The organism is Nitrosomonas eutropha (assembly GCF_003201195.1).
GTDB classification, from domain to species: domain Bacteria; phylum Pseudomonadota; class Gammaproteobacteria; order Burkholderiales; family Nitrosomonadaceae; genus Nitrosomonas; species Nitrosomonas eutropha.
The window spans coordinates 40,953-56,848 of the sequence record NZ_QICQ01000012.1 but is presented as its reverse complement, the minus strand read 5'-3'; the positions used below and the strand labels follow the sequence as shown (position 1 = coordinate 56,848).

The 15,896-nt window shown below is 50.9% G+C and carries 16 protein-coding genes; 13 read left to right on the top strand and 3 right to left on the bottom strand.

What is annotated here, in order from left to right; genetic code table 11:
- The first annotated feature begins 9 nt into the window (after window positions 1-9).
- Entirely contained in the window at window positions 10-1,248 is a 1,239-nt protein-coding gene (locus C8R14_RS06090) for a multifunctional CCA addition/repair protein (RefSeq protein ID WP_011633621.1), read from the top strand.
- Here C8R14_RS06090 and C8R14_RS06085 read toward each other — a convergent pair.
- Genes C8R14_RS06085 through C8R14_RS13505 form a run of 3 tightly spaced genes read right to left on the bottom strand, consistent with a single transcriptional unit; the run spans window position 1,223 to window position 3,982 of the window.
- On the bottom strand, window positions 1,223-2,947 hold the full coding sequence (locus tag C8R14_RS06085) for an ABC transporter ATP-binding protein (protein ID WP_011633622.1): 1,725 nt from the start codon (window positions 2,945-2,947) through the stop codon (window positions 1,223-1,225). The two genes, C8R14_RS06090 and C8R14_RS06085, sit on opposite strands and share 26 nt — an antisense overlap.
- Window positions 2,948-2,965: 18 nt before the next feature.
- Window positions 2,966-3,802, bottom strand: a complete 837-nt coding sequence (gene dapF, locus C8R14_RS06080) for a diaminopimelate epimerase (RefSeq protein ID WP_011633623.1) — start codon at window positions 3,800-3,802, stop codon at window positions 2,966-2,968.
- Between the two features lie 21 nt (window positions 3,803-3,823).
- Window positions 3,824-3,982, bottom strand: coding sequence for a hypothetical protein (locus tag C8R14_RS13505; RefSeq protein WP_160803448.1), 159 nt, complete (start codon window positions 3,980-3,982; stop codon window positions 3,824-3,826).
- Between the two features lie 222 nt (window positions 3,983-4,204).
- Here C8R14_RS13505 and gspG point away from each other — a divergent pair, with 222 nt between their 5' ends.
- The 12 genes from gspG to C8R14_RS06020 all read left to right on the top strand — a co-directional run bounded on the left by gspG (window position 4,205) and on the right by C8R14_RS06020 (window position 15,877).
- A complete protein-coding gene (gene gspG, locus C8R14_RS06075; protein WP_011633624.1) occupies window positions 4,205-4,642 on the top strand; it encodes a type II secretion system major pseudopilin GspG in 438 nt (145 codons plus the stop codon).
- Between the two features lie 18 nt (window positions 4,643-4,660).
- Window positions 4,661-5,845, top strand: coding sequence for a type II secretion system F family protein (locus C8R14_RS06070; protein ID WP_011633625.1), 1,185 nt, complete (start codon window positions 4,661-4,663; stop codon window positions 5,843-5,845).
- Complete coding sequence (locus C8R14_RS06065; RefSeq protein ID WP_011633626.1) at window positions 5,842-7,536, top strand: GspE/PulE family protein; 1,695 nt, start codon at window positions 5,842-5,844, stop codon at window positions 7,534-7,536. Before C8R14_RS06070 ends, C8R14_RS06065 begins: the two co-directional genes overlap by 4 nt.
- Window positions 7,517-8,362, top strand: coding sequence for a hypothetical protein (locus tag C8R14_RS06060; protein ID WP_011633627.1), 846 nt, complete (start codon window positions 7,517-7,519; stop codon window positions 8,360-8,362). Before C8R14_RS06065 ends, C8R14_RS06060 begins: the two co-directional genes overlap by 20 nt.
- Complete coding sequence (locus tag C8R14_RS06055) at window positions 8,355-8,891, top strand: PilN domain-containing protein (protein ID WP_011633628.1); 537 nt, start codon at window positions 8,355-8,357, stop codon at window positions 8,889-8,891. Before C8R14_RS06060 ends, C8R14_RS06055 begins: the two co-directional genes overlap by 8 nt.
- The gene (locus C8R14_RS06050; RefSeq protein ID WP_011633629.1) at window positions 8,873-9,430 is read left to right on the top strand and encodes a type 4a pilus biogenesis protein PilO; all 558 of its coding nucleotides are present in this window, start codon (window positions 8,873-8,875) and stop codon (window positions 9,428-9,430) included. The genes C8R14_RS06055 and C8R14_RS06050 overlap by 19 nt, the downstream gene beginning before the upstream one ends.
- Before the next feature lie 115 nt (window positions 9,431-9,545).
- Window positions 9,546-10,091 carry a hypothetical protein gene (locus C8R14_RS06045; protein WP_011633630.1) on the top strand — a complete coding sequence of 182 codons (546 nt, stop codon included), beginning with the start codon at window positions 9,546-9,548 and terminating at the stop codon, window positions 10,089-10,091.
- Between the two features lie 89 nt (window positions 10,092-10,180).
- Entirely contained in the window at window positions 10,181-12,415 is a 2,235-nt protein-coding gene (locus C8R14_RS06040) for a secretin GspD/PilQ domain-containing protein (RefSeq protein WP_242500194.1), read from the top strand.
- A gap of 20 nt (window positions 12,416-12,435) precedes the next feature.
- A complete protein-coding gene (locus C8R14_RS06035; protein ID WP_011633632.1) occupies window positions 12,436-12,939 on the top strand; it encodes a prepilin-type N-terminal cleavage/methylation domain-containing protein in 504 nt (167 codons plus the stop codon).
- A gap of 9 nt (window positions 12,940-12,948) precedes the next feature.
- Window positions 12,949-13,404, top strand: coding sequence for a type II secretion system protein (locus tag C8R14_RS06030; protein ID WP_011633633.1), 456 nt, complete (start codon window positions 12,949-12,951; stop codon window positions 13,402-13,404).
- Window positions 13,404-13,940 (top strand): type II secretion system protein, encoded by a 537-nt coding sequence (locus C8R14_RS06025; RefSeq protein WP_011633634.1) that lies wholly within the window; start codon window positions 13,404-13,406, stop codon window positions 13,938-13,940. Before C8R14_RS06030 ends, C8R14_RS06025 begins: the two co-directional genes overlap by 1 nt.
- A 239-nt stretch (window positions 13,941-14,179) precedes the next feature.
- Complete coding sequence (locus C8R14_RS06020; RefSeq protein ID WP_242500195.1) at window positions 14,180-15,877, top strand: tetratricopeptide repeat protein; 1,698 nt, start codon at window positions 14,180-14,182, stop codon at window positions 15,875-15,877.
- The last annotated feature ends 19 nt before the right edge of the window (window positions 15,878-15,896 follow it).

The window sequence follows — 15,896 nt, the reverse complement described above, 5'->3', positions numbered from 1 at the left end:
GTATCGAGTATGAAGATTTATCGGGTAGGAGGCTCAGTACGTGATGAACTGCTGGGCTTACCTGTCAAGGATCAGGATTATGTGGTGGTGGGTGCTACGCCGGAAGATATGATCCGCCAGGGCTATCGTCCGGTAGGCAAGGATTTTCCGGTATTCCTGCATCCTGAAACACACGAACAGTACGCGCTGGCGCGGACTGAACGAAAAATCGCTCGAGGGTACAAGGGTTTTGCGATTTACGCCACGCCCGAAGTGACGCTGCAGGAAGACCTGGCCCGGCGCGATTTGACAATTAACGCCATCGCGAGAGATGAAGCCGGCAATATTATTGATCCGTTTGGTGGAATTGCCGATTTGCAGGCAGGTATCCTGCGTCATATCGGCCCAGCATTTGTTGAAGATCCCGTGAGAGTGCTGCGGGTTGCACGGTTTGCTGCCCGCTTTGGTTTCCAGGTCGCACCGGAAACGTTTGAACTGATGAAAGAGATTGTTCATACCGGTGAGACGGAGGCGCTGGTCGCGGAGCGGGTCTGGCAGGAAATAGCCCATGGCCTGATGGAACAGCATCCTTCGCGTATGTTCCACGTTTTGCGGGAATGTCGTGCGCTCGCCCGTATTTTGCCTGAAGTGGATGCATTATTCGGCGTGCCGCAGCCCGCACATGCGCACCCTGAAATCGATACCGGCATTCACGTCATGATGGTTATTGATTATGCTGCATCGCAGCAGTATCCGCTTGAAGTACGTTTTGCCGGATTGACCCACGATCTGGGGAAGGGCACGACACCTCCTGATGAATGGCCGCGTCATATCGGTCACGAAGCGCGCGGTGTGGAACTGGTCATGGATTTGTGTGAGCGTATCCGGGTGCCGCGAGAATCCAGGGATCTGGCGCTGCTGGTGGCGCGTTTTCATGGCGATGTTCACCGGGCACTGGAATTGCGCCCTAGTACCATTGCCGATATGCTGCAGGCAACAGATGCCTATCGCAAAAAAGTGCGCTTCCAGGCTTTTTTGCAGGCGTGTGCCAGCGATTTTCACGGGCGGCCAGGTTTTGCTGATCAACCCTACCCGCAGGCGGAGCATTTAAGCAAGGCACTGCAGGCCGCAAATAGCGTCGATGCGGGCGCGATTGCCATGCAACTCGGTCAATCACATGCTGGGGACACGGATTTACCGATGCGGATCAAGCGTCAGGTCTACGCTGCGCGAGTTGGCCGGATTAAATCTCTTCTTTCAAATCCGTAACAGCGGGCAGGCCGGTATCCGACAATAATTCTGCTTTGCCATTTGAGACAATGAATACCCGGTTGGCCGCGTTAATCACTGCGGGTTGATGGGAGACAACAATGATCGTGAATTCCTTTGATAGATTCTGCAGCGTTGTGCAGATAATGCGTTCACTTTCCGGATCCAGTGCACTGGTGGGCTCATCCAGCAATAACAGTTTCGGCTGATGAGCCAGTGCTCTGGCAATGGCGATGCGTTGTCGTTGTCCACCGGACAGCATGCCGCCGCGTTCTCCGACAATAGTATGAATCCCATCGGGAAGTGAATTGACGAAATCCCATGCACCAGCCTGTCTGAGCGCGCGTTCCGCATCCTCGACGCTGATGGTGGAATCACCCACGAGAATATTGCTCAAGATAGTATCATGCAGCAATACCGTATCCTGGGAAACATAGCCAATCATATGCCGCCAGTGACGCAGATCAATGTTGTGCAAGGATACGCCATCAATCAGGATTTCACCGGATTCTGGTTCGGCCAGTCCGCAGAGCAGATCAAGCAATGTGCTTTTGCCAGCACCTGAAGAACCAATGAGAGCGGTGAACGAATGAACTGGTATTTCTATATTCAAATCACTGAATATGGTTTTTCGTTCATAGCTGAAGACAATATGTCGCAGGTTCAGACCCTGTTCCAGGGTCGGTATCAATGTACCAGTTGATCTTTCTGCCTCCATACGCGCTTCCTCAGCAGCACTGCGCAAGGCCCAATAGGCACTTTCCTGTGCCACAAGCTGCTGATAGCGGCGCTGGGTTTTATTCAGTAATCCCAGCACCCGGGTCAGTAGAAATACCATGACCATGACTTCAGGCAGGGACAATTTCCAGATAACCAGTGCGAGGTAGAGGCCGCTTGCGGTCAGAGCGGCCAGAATGGGTTCCTGCAAGGCCAGCAGAGCCGCCCGGTTGGTTACCTCTTTACGCGTGGCTTTTTCCAGCAGCCGGGTTTGTTCGCGGAGAATAACATCGGCCACATTATCACGCGCCATTGCTTTCAGAGATTTCACCGAACCGAGCACATCAGATAGATAGGTCAGCAAATGACGCAGCAAATGAGTCTGCTTATTACCGGCGCGTTTGGTTGCCCTGACCAGCCGGTGCAATACCATAAATAGGATCGCTCCGATGATCAGCGATCCCAACGTCGCCTCCCAGGAAATGAATAAGGCCACGATGCTGTATACCAGTGCCTCAATTGCCAGCGCCAGTACATTGACACTGTGCTCAAAACCGTTGGCGGCACGATAGGCTTCGGTGGCAATTGAATTTGCCAGCGCACCGGCGGGCTGACGCAGATAGTATTGCCAGCGACTGGCAAGCAGCGCCTTGATCAGATCCAGCCGCAGCGCGGTAGCAACATGGGCGACGGTATGACCGACTTGCTGGTTGGTCAGCAGTAGAATAGCGCCCTTGAGGAACATGCCGCCAACGATAACCAGCAGAATGGTTTCCAGTGTGGGCTCCAGTCCGATCTCATGCAGCATATTAACGATCAGTTGGCCCATTTTGGAATCAACCGATTCGCCTACTGCAATGGACAACAGGGGAAGCAACGCAGTCAGACTAAGTGCCTCGGCGACGCCTGCCAGCAGCAGAGCAATCAGTACGAATGCGCTGCGCTTCGGGAAGACCATGATGTAAGTAATCAGCGTGCGCATGATAGGATGAGTGGGTGTTTACAGATCAATTGTGCCTTCAAATACGGTAATAGCCGGCCCGGTCATCCAGACAGGCTTGTCTTTTCCGTCCCAGCGAATCTGGAGATTGCCGCCGTGCATGGCTACCTGTACTGTCGTATCCAGAAGGCCGCGCAGAATGCCGCAGACAACGGCAGCACAGGCGCCGGTACCGCAGGCCAATGTTTCGCCGGTTCCGCGTTCAAAAACACGTAGCCGGATATGCGCGCGGTCAATAATCTGCATAAAGCCGGCGTTAACTCTTTCAGGAAAAAGTGGGTGGGCTTCAATTTTGGGGCCTTCAGTTGTGACCGGTGCCAGATCAATATCTGGAATGATTTGCACGGCATGAGGGTTCCCTATCGAGACAGCAGAGATTTCAATGGTTTTGTCGCCGATTTGCAATGGGTAAACAGGCATACGCTGTGCAGCCTGAAAAGGAATCTCAGCCGGTTCAAACTGGGGAACTCCCATATTGACGGAAACTTCACCATTGTTTTCGATCGTCGGCGTGATGATGCCGCGAGCGGTTTCCACGCGGATCGTATTTTTGTCAGTCAGATTGTAGTCACGCACAAAGCGGGCAAAGCAGCGGGCGCCATTGCCGCATTGTTCAACTTCTCCACCATCGGCGTTGAAGATACGATAGCGAAAATCTCCACCTTCCCTGGCCTGTTCCACAATCAGTAGTTGATCGAACCCAATGCCGAAATGACGATCTGCCAGCCGGCGAATCGTGGCAGGATCCAGGAAAGTGAGGCTGGCTGGCTGGTTGATTGCATTGATGACAATGAAATCATTTCCCAGCCCGTGCATTTTCGTAAATTGTAATTTCATTTTTAGAGTCCTTCAGGTTTATCAGAAGGTGTGTAGATGTTCTGAGTTGGCTGATGGATGTAATTCAATCCCGGGAACAAATGTCATATTTTCCTGCTTGACCATGATGGAACGCAACTCTACTATATTGAGCACAAAAATATCAGAGCCTGGCTGTGGTAATGGGGGATACACTTCCATTCCCGATCGTCGTTAAATGCGGGGATGAGAAAGGGTGCAAGGGTAGTATTATGCTACGTGTCATTGCTTTGCATTATGCAACTTCCGGTTTTGTGTTGGTAATCCGTCAAATTTGTCGGTATCCCCAATTTCCAGATCATGTTCCTTTTGCTTATCTGCGTACTTGTTTACGCTCTTTCGGAGAGTTTTCCGGAAAAATCCAAATTCAGGGGGCATCGAAATATGAAGCATGTATCAAACATCCGGTTGCGTGTGGTTTATGAACGCGGATTCACTTTGCTCGAATTGCTGGTTGTCATGGTGATTATTGGCCTGCTGGCGGCTTATGTTGGCCCCAAGTATTTTTCACAGGTAGGTAAATCTGAAATCAAAATGGCCCAGGCGCAAATAGATTCTCTGGAAAAGGCGCTGCATCAGTATCGACTGGATGTCGGAACATATCCCAGCACTGAGCAGGGGTTAAACGCACTGCTTACTGCGCCCACCAACGAGCCGAAATGGCAAGGGCCTTATTTGAGTAAACGTTTACCAGCAGATCCATGGGGCAAGCCTTATCAGTATAAATATCCGGGGACACAGAGTGATTTTGATTTGTTCTCATTTGGTAAGGACGGTCAGCCAGGTGGTAGCGGTGAGGATGCGGATATCACCAACTGGTAGCCGTATTCAATCCCATTGATGCGCTACACAGTAAAAGCTTTACTGACCGGAAAAGGCGCTGTGCTGCTTGAACTTGAGGCGGCCAGCGAAGCCGATGTTCGCAATCAGATTAGCGCCCAGGGTGGCGTGGTACTGAGTATCCGGCGGAATTTCTCAAGCTTGTTTTCCAGGCCGCGTTCGCGGTTTCCGTTATCTAATTTCTCCCAGGAACTGCTTGCCTTGCTGACAGCCGGCCTGAATCTGGTGGAGGGGATTGAAACCCTGGTTGAGAAAGAAGAAGACAGTGCGGTGCGCGAATTGCTGCAGCAGATATTGGTGCGATTGCATGAGGGGATGACACTCTCGCGTGCTCTGGAATCTCATCCGCAAACATTTCCGCCGCTGTACGTCGCCACGATTCGCGCCAGCGAGCAAACGGGAGATCTGGCAGAAGCGCTGACACGTTATCTGACTTACCAGTCACAAATGGATCTGGTTCGCAAGAAACTGGTGGGTGCATCCATCTATCCGGTTTTGCTGCTGGTGCTGGGGGGGCTGGTGGCCATTTTTCTGTTGGTGTTTGTTGTGCCAAAATTCAGTGCCATCTATGAAGATATGAGTACGGATCTGCCCTGGATGTCCATGCTGTTAATCGAATGGGGGCATCTGGTGCAAAAAAACGGCTGGATGCTGGCAGGCGTTGTAACGGTTATGCTGGCCGCCGTGTTTTACACACTTTCACAACCGCAAGTTCGGGCGCACCTGTTGCAAGCGCTATGGCGTATTCCGGCAATTGGCGAGCGGATGCGGGTTTACCAGCTTGCCCGTTTCTATAAAACGCTGGGCATGTTGCTGCGTGGCGGGATTCCCGTGACACAGGCGCTGGAAATGGTCAGTGATCTGTTGCAACCACATTTTCGTCCCCGCGTAAAAATTGCCGCAACACTGATTCGTGAAGGTAGCACTATTTCCAGTGCGATGCAGCGTGCAGAACTGACTACTGCAGTGGGCAGCCGCATGTTGCGGGTGGGTGAGCGTACCGGCATGATGGGCGACATGATGGAGCGTATCGGCAATTTTCACGATGAAGAAATCGGGCGCTGGGTTGAGTGGACCACCAAACTGATCGAGCCGCTGTTGATGGCAGTAATCGGAACTGTCATCGGCGGTATCATCATTCTCATGTATCTGCCAATTTTTGAGCTGGCCGGGAGTATCAATTGACGCAGACGCAGGTCGCCCTGCTGGACCAACCGGTAATTGATGCAGCCCAACTTCGCCAGGCACGGGAGCAGGCTGTCATCCATGGTACGTCGCTGATCAAGGTGCTGGAAGAAACCTGGCAAGGTACTCCGGATGAACTGATAGTCGCACTAAGTAGAGCACTGCGTGTGCCGATGCTCTCCATGAGCGATTTGCATGCGTTATATCCGGCTTTTGACAAGTTGCCTTTTGCTCAGGCGGTCAAGCATGAGTGCGTGTTGTTGCAAAAACCGGATCAGTCGTATCTGCTTGCCGTCAGTGATCCATTCCGGCCGAGCCTGCGTGACTGGGTGGAAGAATATGTGCCGGTCAATGCGCTGTGGCATCTGGTACATCCAGCAGATCTGGCTGCCTTTTTTGCGCAGCAGGAACAGAGTATGCGCGCGATGGATAATGTTCTGACTTCTGCCCGGGAAAACCTGATTCAAACTGGTATTGAGGAGTTGTCGCTCAAAACGATACATGAAGGTACCAGCCAGGTGGTGCGCCTGGTGCATTCAACACTGTACGATGCACATAAATCTCAGGCAAGCGATATCCATCTGGAAACCACGCCAGGTGCGCTGTCCATCAGATACCGGATCGACGGCGTACTCACCAGCATTGGTACGATGCAGGGGACGGATCTGGCTGAACAGGTGATTTCCCGCATCAAGGTAATGTCGGATCTGGATATTGCCGAACGCCGCATTCCGCAGGATGGTCGCTTCAAGGTATCCATCCAGGGCAGGGAAATTGATTTTCGCGTGTCGGTCATGCCCAGCATTTTTGGGGAAGATGCGGTGCTGCGAATTCTGGACCGTCAGGCGCTGACCGATCATATTGAAGGGTTGACACTGAATCAGTTGGGATTCAATGTCGCTGCTATTGCCAGCATACGTCGTCTCAGCGCAGAACCATATGGCATGCTGCTGGTAACCGGGCCGACCGGCAGCGGCAAAACAACTTCGCTCTATGCTGCTATTTCTGAAGTTAACCACGGCCAGGACAAAATCATCACTATCGAAGATCCGATCGAATACCAATTGCCGGGTGTGCTGCAGATACCCGTTAACGAAAAAAAAGGATTGACATTTGCCCGAGGGCTGCGTTCAATTTTGCGGCATGACCCCGACAAGATCATGGTGGGAGAAATCCGTGATGCTGAAACCGCACAAATCGCTATTCAGGCTGCATTGACGGGGCACTTGGTGTTTACCACAGTGCATGCCAACAATGTATTTGATGTAATCGGCCGGTTTGCGCACATGGGAGTGGATCCCTACAGCTTTGTTTCGGCACTGAACGGTATCGTGGCACAGCGGCTGGTGCGTTTGTTATGCCCAAATTGCATGGTTTCTGAGCAACCGGATCATCAGATGATCGAGGAATCGGGGATTCCTTTGGAACAGGCGGAACAGTTTGATTTCAACTCTGCAAAAGGTTGCGGGCACTGCCGAGGCAGTGGTTATCGCGGGCGCAGCGCCATTGCTGAGATCTTGCTGTTGAACGATGAAATCCGTGAGCTGATTATCGCGCAGGCACCTATTCGTCGGATCAAGGAAGCTGCCCGGCTGAATGGCACCCATTTTTTGCGTGAAGCAGCGCTGGATATGGTGAAATCCGGGCAAACCAGCTTACAGGAGGCTAATCGTGTCACGGTTGTGGCGTAACTGTATGCAGGTTTTTTTGGCACCCGGCCGGGTCAATCTGGTGGGTTTTGCCCGTGGCATCAAGCCCATGCAGCGCTTCAGGCAGTCGGGTACTTGTGGTCAGGCGAATGCTGCAAGCCAGTGGCAGGCTCCCTTGCAAGTACTGGAGCAGATGATCGGGCAGGTGGATGACAGTTTCAGACGAGGTGCTGAACTACACATCACGCTATCCAATTACTTTGTTCGTTATGGTGTTATTGCACCACAGTCTTCGCCGGCGAATCCGGATGAACTGATGGCTTATGCTGGTTTCCAGATGCGTGAAATCTATGGTGAACATGTTGATAACTGGGAGCTCAGTCTTGGCATATGGGATCCCCACGGCGGGACATTATGCGCGGCCATTGCCCGCGATTTGCAATCAGAACTGGAAGCACTGGCACAGCGTCATGAAATGCTACTTGTGCACATAGAGCCCTATCTCGCTGCGGCACTGGATCACTGGTCAAAGCAGTTGAATGACAAGCAGATATGGTTTGTTCTGGTGGAATCGGGGCGTTTCTGCCTGGTTTCATTGCTTGATGGCGTGTGGTGCGGTGTGCGCAATCAGAAAGTAGTAGAGAATTTGCAGGAAGAACTGTTATCGGCACTGGTGCAGGAGTCGATCATGTCCAGTTCAGGTCAACTGAGAGAGCGGGTTTATGTGTTTGCTCCCGAATTGGCCAGGCCACTTCCTGATGTATATGATTCTCGCTGGCAATTTGTGCACTGGCCGGATGAAAGCTATCCTGTGCCTGCACATTTCCCGTGGATAAAAAAGGTGGATGACAGGCAGAATCATGCGTAGTCTAAAGCTAAATTTCCCCTATCGCGGACAGCGGCTCCCGGTGGCCGATTATATGTTGCTGCTGCTAGGCGTTGCATTGCTGCTGAGTGCGGTTTACCAGCTCAAGCAAACCATGTCGAAGATCACTTACTGGGAATCGCGCGAAGTACGTATGACCCAGCAGCAGAAGCATACCAGGCAACCCAGAACACCAATGGCACGTATTAACAAAGCAACACAGCAGGAACTCGAACAGGTAAATGATATTTTACGCCAGCTCAATTTTCCCTGGGAAGCGTTGTTTGATTCGCTGGAGCTGGCCGCCAGTAAGGAAGTTGCACTGCTGTCGCTGCAGCCCAGTGTATCCGGGCGTACTGTCCGTATTTCAGGTGAGGCAAGAAATCTTGCCGGCCTGGTGGAATATGTTCAGGCACTGGAACAGGAACCTGTATTTAGGAATGTGCATCTGGCCAGTTATAAAACCCGGCAGGATGATTCGCATCACCCTATTGTTTTTTCAATCATGGCAACGTGGCACGAATTATTTTAGAAAACTGGCTGGTCAGGATACGCTGGCATGCTACCTGTCTGGGTACTATTGGCAAGACGGGAGCGGGATTGCTTGTGCTGACACTGGTATTTTTTATGGCGGCCGTATTGCCCCAACAGCAGACCCTGAAGGAATTAAAAAACAGGGTGCAAACGGTACAGCAACAGGAGCAACCTGATTCTGTGAGACAGGCAGGGCTGAGTGACAGCCAGGCCCTGCAGGTTTTTTATGATTTTCTTCCGCGCAGTGATTCCTCCCCGTACTGGATCAGTGAGCTTGATAGGATTGCGCGAGACAGTAGCGTGGAATTGAACAGCAGTGATTACCGGCTGACGATGGAAAAAGAATCTAAGCTGATCCGTTATGAGATTCAGTTGCCATTGCGCGGAACTTACCCCCAGATTCGTGCGTTTCTTGCAGAAGCGCTGCAGGCGATGCCAACACTGGCGCTGGCGGATATCGCGATTAAACGTGAAACCGTACAGACTGGCCGTGTGGAGGCACGCTTGAATATGTACCTTTATCTGAATGACTATTAGGGAGACGCTGATTAAATGGCTGCTCGGATGAGCTGCAGCACTACGCGGTGCTCACAGCCTCGCTTATCTACTGGATGTATCTCGTCAATTGCTGAATCTGGTTGCGGGATCTGATATGGCCAGCGCGGTTTATCGGAAATGGATGCTCTGGGGTGCTCTGGCGGCTACTGTACTAGCAGCATTGCTGGTTGATGATGAGAGTGAACAGGCTGTGGATGATGTAGTACAGGCAGTACAACCGGTATCTGGTTCTTCAGGCGACAAACACACTGTTGGACAAACCCGTGAAACGTTGCCGGTCGATCAATTGGGAAAACGAAAATTTAGTGCCAGGGCAGATGATATATTTGCTGTGACTTCCTGGGTGCCGAAACGCACTGCTGTAGATAGCAGTTTTAACCCGCAAATTCTCCAATCCAGGCAGGAAGAAGTCAGGCGACAGCCGCCGACACCCTCTGCGCCACCATTACAGTTTGAATATCTGGGTCGAGTGGTTGCGGAAGGAAAAACCCGGATATTTCTGGCCCAGGCAGATCAAAATTATGTTGCTGGTGTGGGGGAAAGGATCAATGCGGAATACCGGATTGGTCGGATTCAGGAGGATGCAGTTGAACTGATTTATCTTCCCTTGGGTGTCAGGCAAACACTGCTTATCAATTAGAGCTGTCCATAAAGGGTGTCATGAATAGAGGGAGAAATTTTTTTGTGCTGCTGCTATTGTGTGTATTGATCACCGGTTGTGCAACACAAATGACACGAAACCCCTCCTTCCTGGAAGGAAAACAGCTGATCGCGGAAGGTCGGCTGGAAGAAGGATTGAGCAAGCTGGAGCAAGCTGCGCGCGAGGAACCAGATAACAGGGAAGTGAGTGCGACTCTGGCCAGAGAACGTGATTCCATCATTGGCCAGATTTTATTCGAGGCAGATGGCTTCCGGATGGCAGGCAATTTGGAGCAGGCGGAGCTGGATTATCAACGAGTCCTGGGTGTCAGTGTCAATAATGAACGTGCCCGGGAAGGATTGGAAGCAGTTGAGCTGGAGCGCCGTCATATTGTGCTGGTGAATCAGGCAAAAGAAGCGCTTGCGCATCATGACGTGGAAGGTGCGGAAAAAATCGTAAGAGGGGTACTGGCAAATAATCCCATGCAATCCGAAGCCAGGCAGCTGATCAAGGCGCTTAGTGAACGGATTGCACGGGCCGAGACATCCGAATTATCCCTGATCTCCGAGTTCAGCAAGCCAATTACCATGGAGTTTCGTGATACATCACTAAAAGCCATATTTGAACTTATTTCCCGCACGGCTGGTATCAATTTTGTGTTTGATCGCAATGTTCAGCAGGAAGCAACGGCTTCGATGTTTGTACGGGACAATTCCATTGAAGATGTGCTGAAATTGTTGCTTCTGACCAACCAGCTCGCTTATAAGGTGTTAAACAGCAACACGCTGTTGATTTATCCGGATACGCCGGCCAAGCAAAAAGATTATCAGGAGCTGGTAGTGCGCAGCTTCCATGTCGCTAATACCGATGTCAAACAGATGGTGGCTATGATCCGTGGGCTGGTCAAGGCGCGTGATATCTACGTTAACGAAAAACTCAACCTGTTTGTGATCAGAGATACGCTGGAGATGATCCGGTTAGTGGAACGCCTGGTTGCAATCAATGATTTTCCTGATCCCGAGGTGATGCTGGATGTGGTTGTATTGGAAGTGAAGCGTGATAACACACTGGAGCTGGGGCCGAATATGCCTACTTCGGTGACATTCAGCGCCATCCCTGGAGTGGGTGCACCTGCCCAGGCGGCAGCTGATTCCGTGGTGAAAATGAGCATGATCAAGAATGCGGGATTTGAAGGTCTGCGGAGTTTTACCATTAGTAATCAGGCAAAAATTGATTTTGGCAGAACGCTGACTAACGCGGATGTGCTGGCCAATCCCCGTATTCGCGTTAAAAGTCGGGAAAAGGCAAAAATCCATATCGGCAACAAGGAGCCGGTGTTCACCGTGACCAATACCGCCAATGTCGGGTCGGCTGCTTCAGCGACTTATATTGATGTCGGATTGAAATTCGAGGTTGAACCAGTCGTTAGAACCAACAATGAGGTAACACTGAAAGCATTGCTGGAGGTCAGTAGTAATCTGGGCGAGAAGAGATCCGGAGGGGGAGATAATGCGGCCACAGCCATTGTCATCGGTACACGCACTGCGGAAACAGTGTTGGAATTGCGCGATGGGGAAACACAGGTACTTGCCGGATTGATTCAGGACGATCTGAGCCGGGTAAAATCGGGTATCGCTGGACTGACCGAGATTCCGATACTGGGGGATATTTTTTCCAAGCAGGTCAGGAAACATAATAAAACCGAAATAATTTTGCTGATCACACCGCATATTATTCGTAATGTCGTTCAGCCCAACCATTTTGAGAGTGAATTTTATTCCGGTACAGCCAGCGCTGCCGGAAAACTTCCTGTTACTATCCGGAAAACGGCTCCGCAATCACTAGCCATGGAATCCTCAGGCAGCGCTTCAGTCGGTGGTGGCTATGCCGCATTTGGCCAGGCGGCACGATCTGCCGGATTGCTCGGCACGGAATCTGATCCGTTTGAAGAAGCTATCACCCAGGCAGGAAGTGTTGCGTCACCTTCGCTGACATTGCGGGCACCGGAAAGCGTGACAATGGGACGGGAATTTACCACTACTGTCAGGCTGGTGACACAGGATTCCATGCTGTCCGGTGAGTTGAACCTGATCTATGATCCGGAGGCGCTGGAGTTGATAGATGGCGGAGAAAAATCCGGCATGCGCAACCTGAAATTTGGACGGGATCAACCTACTGGAATGACGGCAGTATTACGTTTCAAGGTGATTAGTACAAATCCGGGTTCAACCGAAATCGCGTTACAGAATCTGCAGGTGCGAGATGAAACCGGACAGGCGATTGAAGTGGACGTGCCACCGACAGCAACTATCCGGATTCAATAAAGGTATCTCTGAAAACGATCGTGCAAAAAGTGTTTCCAGAAAACTGTCATTTTCAGGCTTGTCGAGGTTTTACGCTGGTTGAACTAATGGTTGTGGTGGTGATTATGGGAATCCTGGCTTCTGCTGCAATGCCGTTAGGTGAAATGGTCGCCAAGCGAGAAAAGGAGCAGGCGTTGCGTACTGCACTGCGTCAGATTCGTACAGCGATTGATGCTTACAAGCAGGCGGCGGATGAAGGACGGGTGGAGAAGAAAGCTGATGAAACCGGCTATCCCCGCAAACTGGAAGATCTGGAGATGGGGGTAGACGATACCAAGGATCCGGACAAGAAAAAAATCTTTTTTATGCGCCGGCTGCCGCGTGATCCCATGTTTCCCGATTCTGATGTAATGGCTGCCGAAACCTGGGGTAAGCGCAGTTACGCCAGCTCACCCGATCATCCTGAAGAAGGGGACGATGTTTATGATGTTTATTCATTGTCGGAAAAGGTGGGGTTGAACGGGATTCCTTATAACCAATGGTAAAATTTGCTGATGGGTTTGTCATCAATCGTTCAAAGCCGTTTTTTTAGTGGCCATCATCTAGTTGATGCAGATCAGCCTGATGGACATTTTATACGGTTGCGTGAGCGTGGGTTTACACTGATCGAGCTGCTGGTTGTCATGACAATTATTGCTATTTTGCTCACCATTGTGTCGCCACGTTACTTTACATCCGTTGATCGGGCGAAGGAAACGGTGCTCAGGCAGAACCTTGGTATTTTGCGCGATGCTATCGATAAATATTATGCCGATACTGGCAAATATCCGGCTGATTTGAATCAGCTGGTTGAGGATCGCTATATTCGTGCAGTACCGGTTGACCCGATTACTGGGGAAAATATCTGGGTGGAAATACCACCTCCTGATCCTGAAATGGAAGGCGTATTTGATGTACATACCATTTCCGACAAGCAGGCGCTGGACGGGACGTTTTATGAAAAATGGTGATGAAACGGATCAGAGAAGAACAGGGATATATTTATATCTGGATGTTGTTTGCTGTTATGCTGGCGGGCGTGATGCTGGCTGCCGCCGGATTGGTATGGCAAACAGAAGCCAGGCGGGAGAAGGAGCAGGAATTACTGTTTGTGGGAGATCAGTTTAGGCGGGCGATTGAATCTTATTACAATGATTCCCAAGCCGCCGGGGGAGGCGCCGGGCGCTACCCGGAATCGTTGGAACAATTACTTAAAGATGAGCGTTCCCCGGTTGTTAAACGGCATCTCAGAAAAATTTACTATGATCCGATGACCGGCAGCCACAACTGGGGGCTGATCAGGCAGGAGGATGGGGGGGTCATCGGTATTTACAGTCTTTCGACAAATGTGCCGATCAAGCGAACCAGCTTCCCGGCGGATTATGCGGCGTTTGAAAATGCCGAGAGTTATCAGAGCTGGAAATTCACTCTGGCTACCAGTGGTACCGGAGGACAGGGGACGCAACAGATCGATGATCAAAAAAATGTGCCGGGCAGCATGCCTTGATGCCTGATTCCCGAGTGTTTCACTTAATCCATTTGCGCAGGATCAGTCTGCTCCGGATGTAAGCGCTTACCCATCCCCGCAAAATTCTGTGGATCAACCAGTTGATCAGTGATTGTTTTTTTAAATAAAGAATATTGAAACCAACCGAATATACCGTAATCACAAGAACCAGGCTTGTTGTTTGAAAGTCTTAGTATAGATAAATAGTTGCCGAAGGCCGATACGAAATGAATGTTATTTTGACGATATTATTAGCAACGCTGCTGGGCGTGGCGGGATGTACCCAGCTTCCCAAGACAGGAAATAAAGTTATGGGTGATTCGGAGGCGCCCGAGAATGCAGCACCCGTTACTGAACTCACTGCTGATCTTCTTTTTGATTTCCTGCAGGGAGAAATTGCTTTGCAGCGGAATCAGCCAGGCGTTGCTGTGGAAAGCTTTATCCGGATGGCAAAGGAAACACGCGACCCGGGAATCGCAGAGCATGCGACTGATATCGCACTGCGGGCGCGTCGTTTCGATGATGCCCGGGAAGCCATTGATTTATGGGCAACGCTGGAACCGAATTCCATACAGGCACATCAGGCAGCTGTAGCGCTGTTTGTTGCGACCGGCCAATTGAATAAAGTGCGCCCTCATATTGAACGGTTGCTTGTGCTTGAGCCGGAAACCGTCGATAAGGCTTTTATGCAGCTTAACAAGCTTCTGTCTCATCATCCAGACAAGGAGGCAGTACTAAAGCTCATTCGGCAGCTTGCAGCGTCCTATCCTGATCTGCCGGAAGCCCATTTCGCTGTTTCACAGGCCGCATGGGTTGCCCGTCAGTTCAAATCGGCATCAGAAGCCATGAGCCAGGCGCTCAAGCTGCGACCGGAATGGGAAATGGCTGCTGTACACCAGGGACAGATTCTGCAGAAAATTGATACAGACAAAGCACAGGCCTTTTACAGTCAGTATCTTGACCGGTTTCCCAGAGCCAATGATATGCGAATTGCCTATATCCGCATGTTGATGGAGGAAAAAGAATTTGATCGGGGGCGTGAACAATTTCAGAAACTAGAACAGGCCAATCCATCCAATCCGGATATCGCGCTGGCAATCGGTCTATTATCTGCCGAGCTGGATGATCTGGAAAATGCCGAAAAATATTTCAAACGTGCCTTGCAACTGGGGTTTGAGGATGCCGATACGATTCATTTCAATCTGGGACGTATCTATGAGATCTCGCAGCGTGATGCGCAGGCAATGGATGCCTATCAAAAGGTGGCAAGTGGAGATCGTTATATTCCAGCGCATGTGCGCTATGCTTATTTGCTGGCAAAACGGGATGGCGTGGTAGCTGCCAGACACTATCTGAAGACGATCCAGGTTTCGGATGAGCGGCAACGTACGCAGTTGCTGATCTCCGAAGCACAGTTGCTACGAGATAATAATGATTTCCGGGGAGCGTATGATTTGCTGGATGCCTATCTCCGGAAATATCCGGAACAAATCGAGCTGCTTTATGATCGCGCCTTGATGGCAGACAAGATTGGCAAACTGGATGTGCTGGAACGGGATCTGCGTAAATTAATCCAGCTGAAACCGGATAATGCTCATGCCTACAATGCACTGGGTTACAGCCTGGCCGAGCGTGGAGAGCAGTTGCCGGAGGCATTGGCGCTGGTCCAGAAGGCGATTGAGCTCTCTCCTGATGATCCTTACATTCTGGATAGCCTGGGCTGGGTGTATTACCGGATGGGTGATCCGAGAAAAGGGATCAAGTATATAAAACTTGCTTTTGATACGCGCTCTGACCCTGAGATTGCAGCACATTACGGAGAATTACTCTGGATATCCGGTGCTAAACAGGATGCTGAAAAAATCTGGCAAACAGCACTGGAAGATCATCCTGAAAACGAGCTGCTGCTGGATACCATCAGGCGGTTCATAAAATAGACAGCAGCCAAGGAACTTC

Bases quoted from the DNA above. Each gene is read 5' to 3' on its own strand.
- C8R14_RS06090 (WP_011633621.1), top strand. From the start codon at position 10: ATGAAGATTTATCGGGTAGGAGGCTCAGTACGTGATGAACTGCTGGGC.
- C8R14_RS06085 (WP_011633622.1), bottom strand. From the start codon at position 2,947: ATGCGCACGCTGATTACTTACATCATGGTCTTCCCGAAGCGCAGCGCA.
- dapF (WP_011633623.1), bottom strand. From the start codon at position 3,802: ATGAAATTACAATTTACGAAAATGCACGGGCTGGGAAATGATTTCATT.
- C8R14_RS13505 (WP_160803448.1), bottom strand. From the start codon at position 3,982: ATGGAAGTGTATCCCCCATTACCACAGCCAGGCTCTGATATTTTTGTG.
- gspG (WP_011633624.1), top strand. From the start codon at position 4,205: ATGAAGCATGTATCAAACATCCGGTTGCGTGTGGTTTATGAACGCGGA.
- C8R14_RS06070 (WP_011633625.1), top strand. From the start codon at position 4,661: ATGCGCTACACAGTAAAAGCTTTACTGACCGGAAAAGGCGCTGTGCTG.
- C8R14_RS06055 (WP_011633628.1), top strand. From the start codon at position 8,355: ATGCGTAGTCTAAAGCTAAATTTCCCCTATCGCGGACAGCGGCTCCCG.
- C8R14_RS06045 (WP_011633630.1), top strand. From the start codon at position 9,546: ATGGCCAGCGCGGTTTATCGGAAATGGATGCTCTGGGGTGCTCTGGCG.
- C8R14_RS06040 (WP_242500194.1), top strand. From the start codon at position 10,181: ATGACACGAAACCCCTCCTTCCTGGAAGGAAAACAGCTGATCGCGGAA.
- C8R14_RS06030 (WP_011633633.1), top strand. From the start codon at position 12,949: ATGGGTTTGTCATCAATCGTTCAAAGCCGTTTTTTTAGTGGCCATCAT.
- C8R14_RS06025 (WP_011633634.1), top strand. From the start codon at position 13,404: ATGAAACGGATCAGAGAAGAACAGGGATATATTTATATCTGGATGTTG.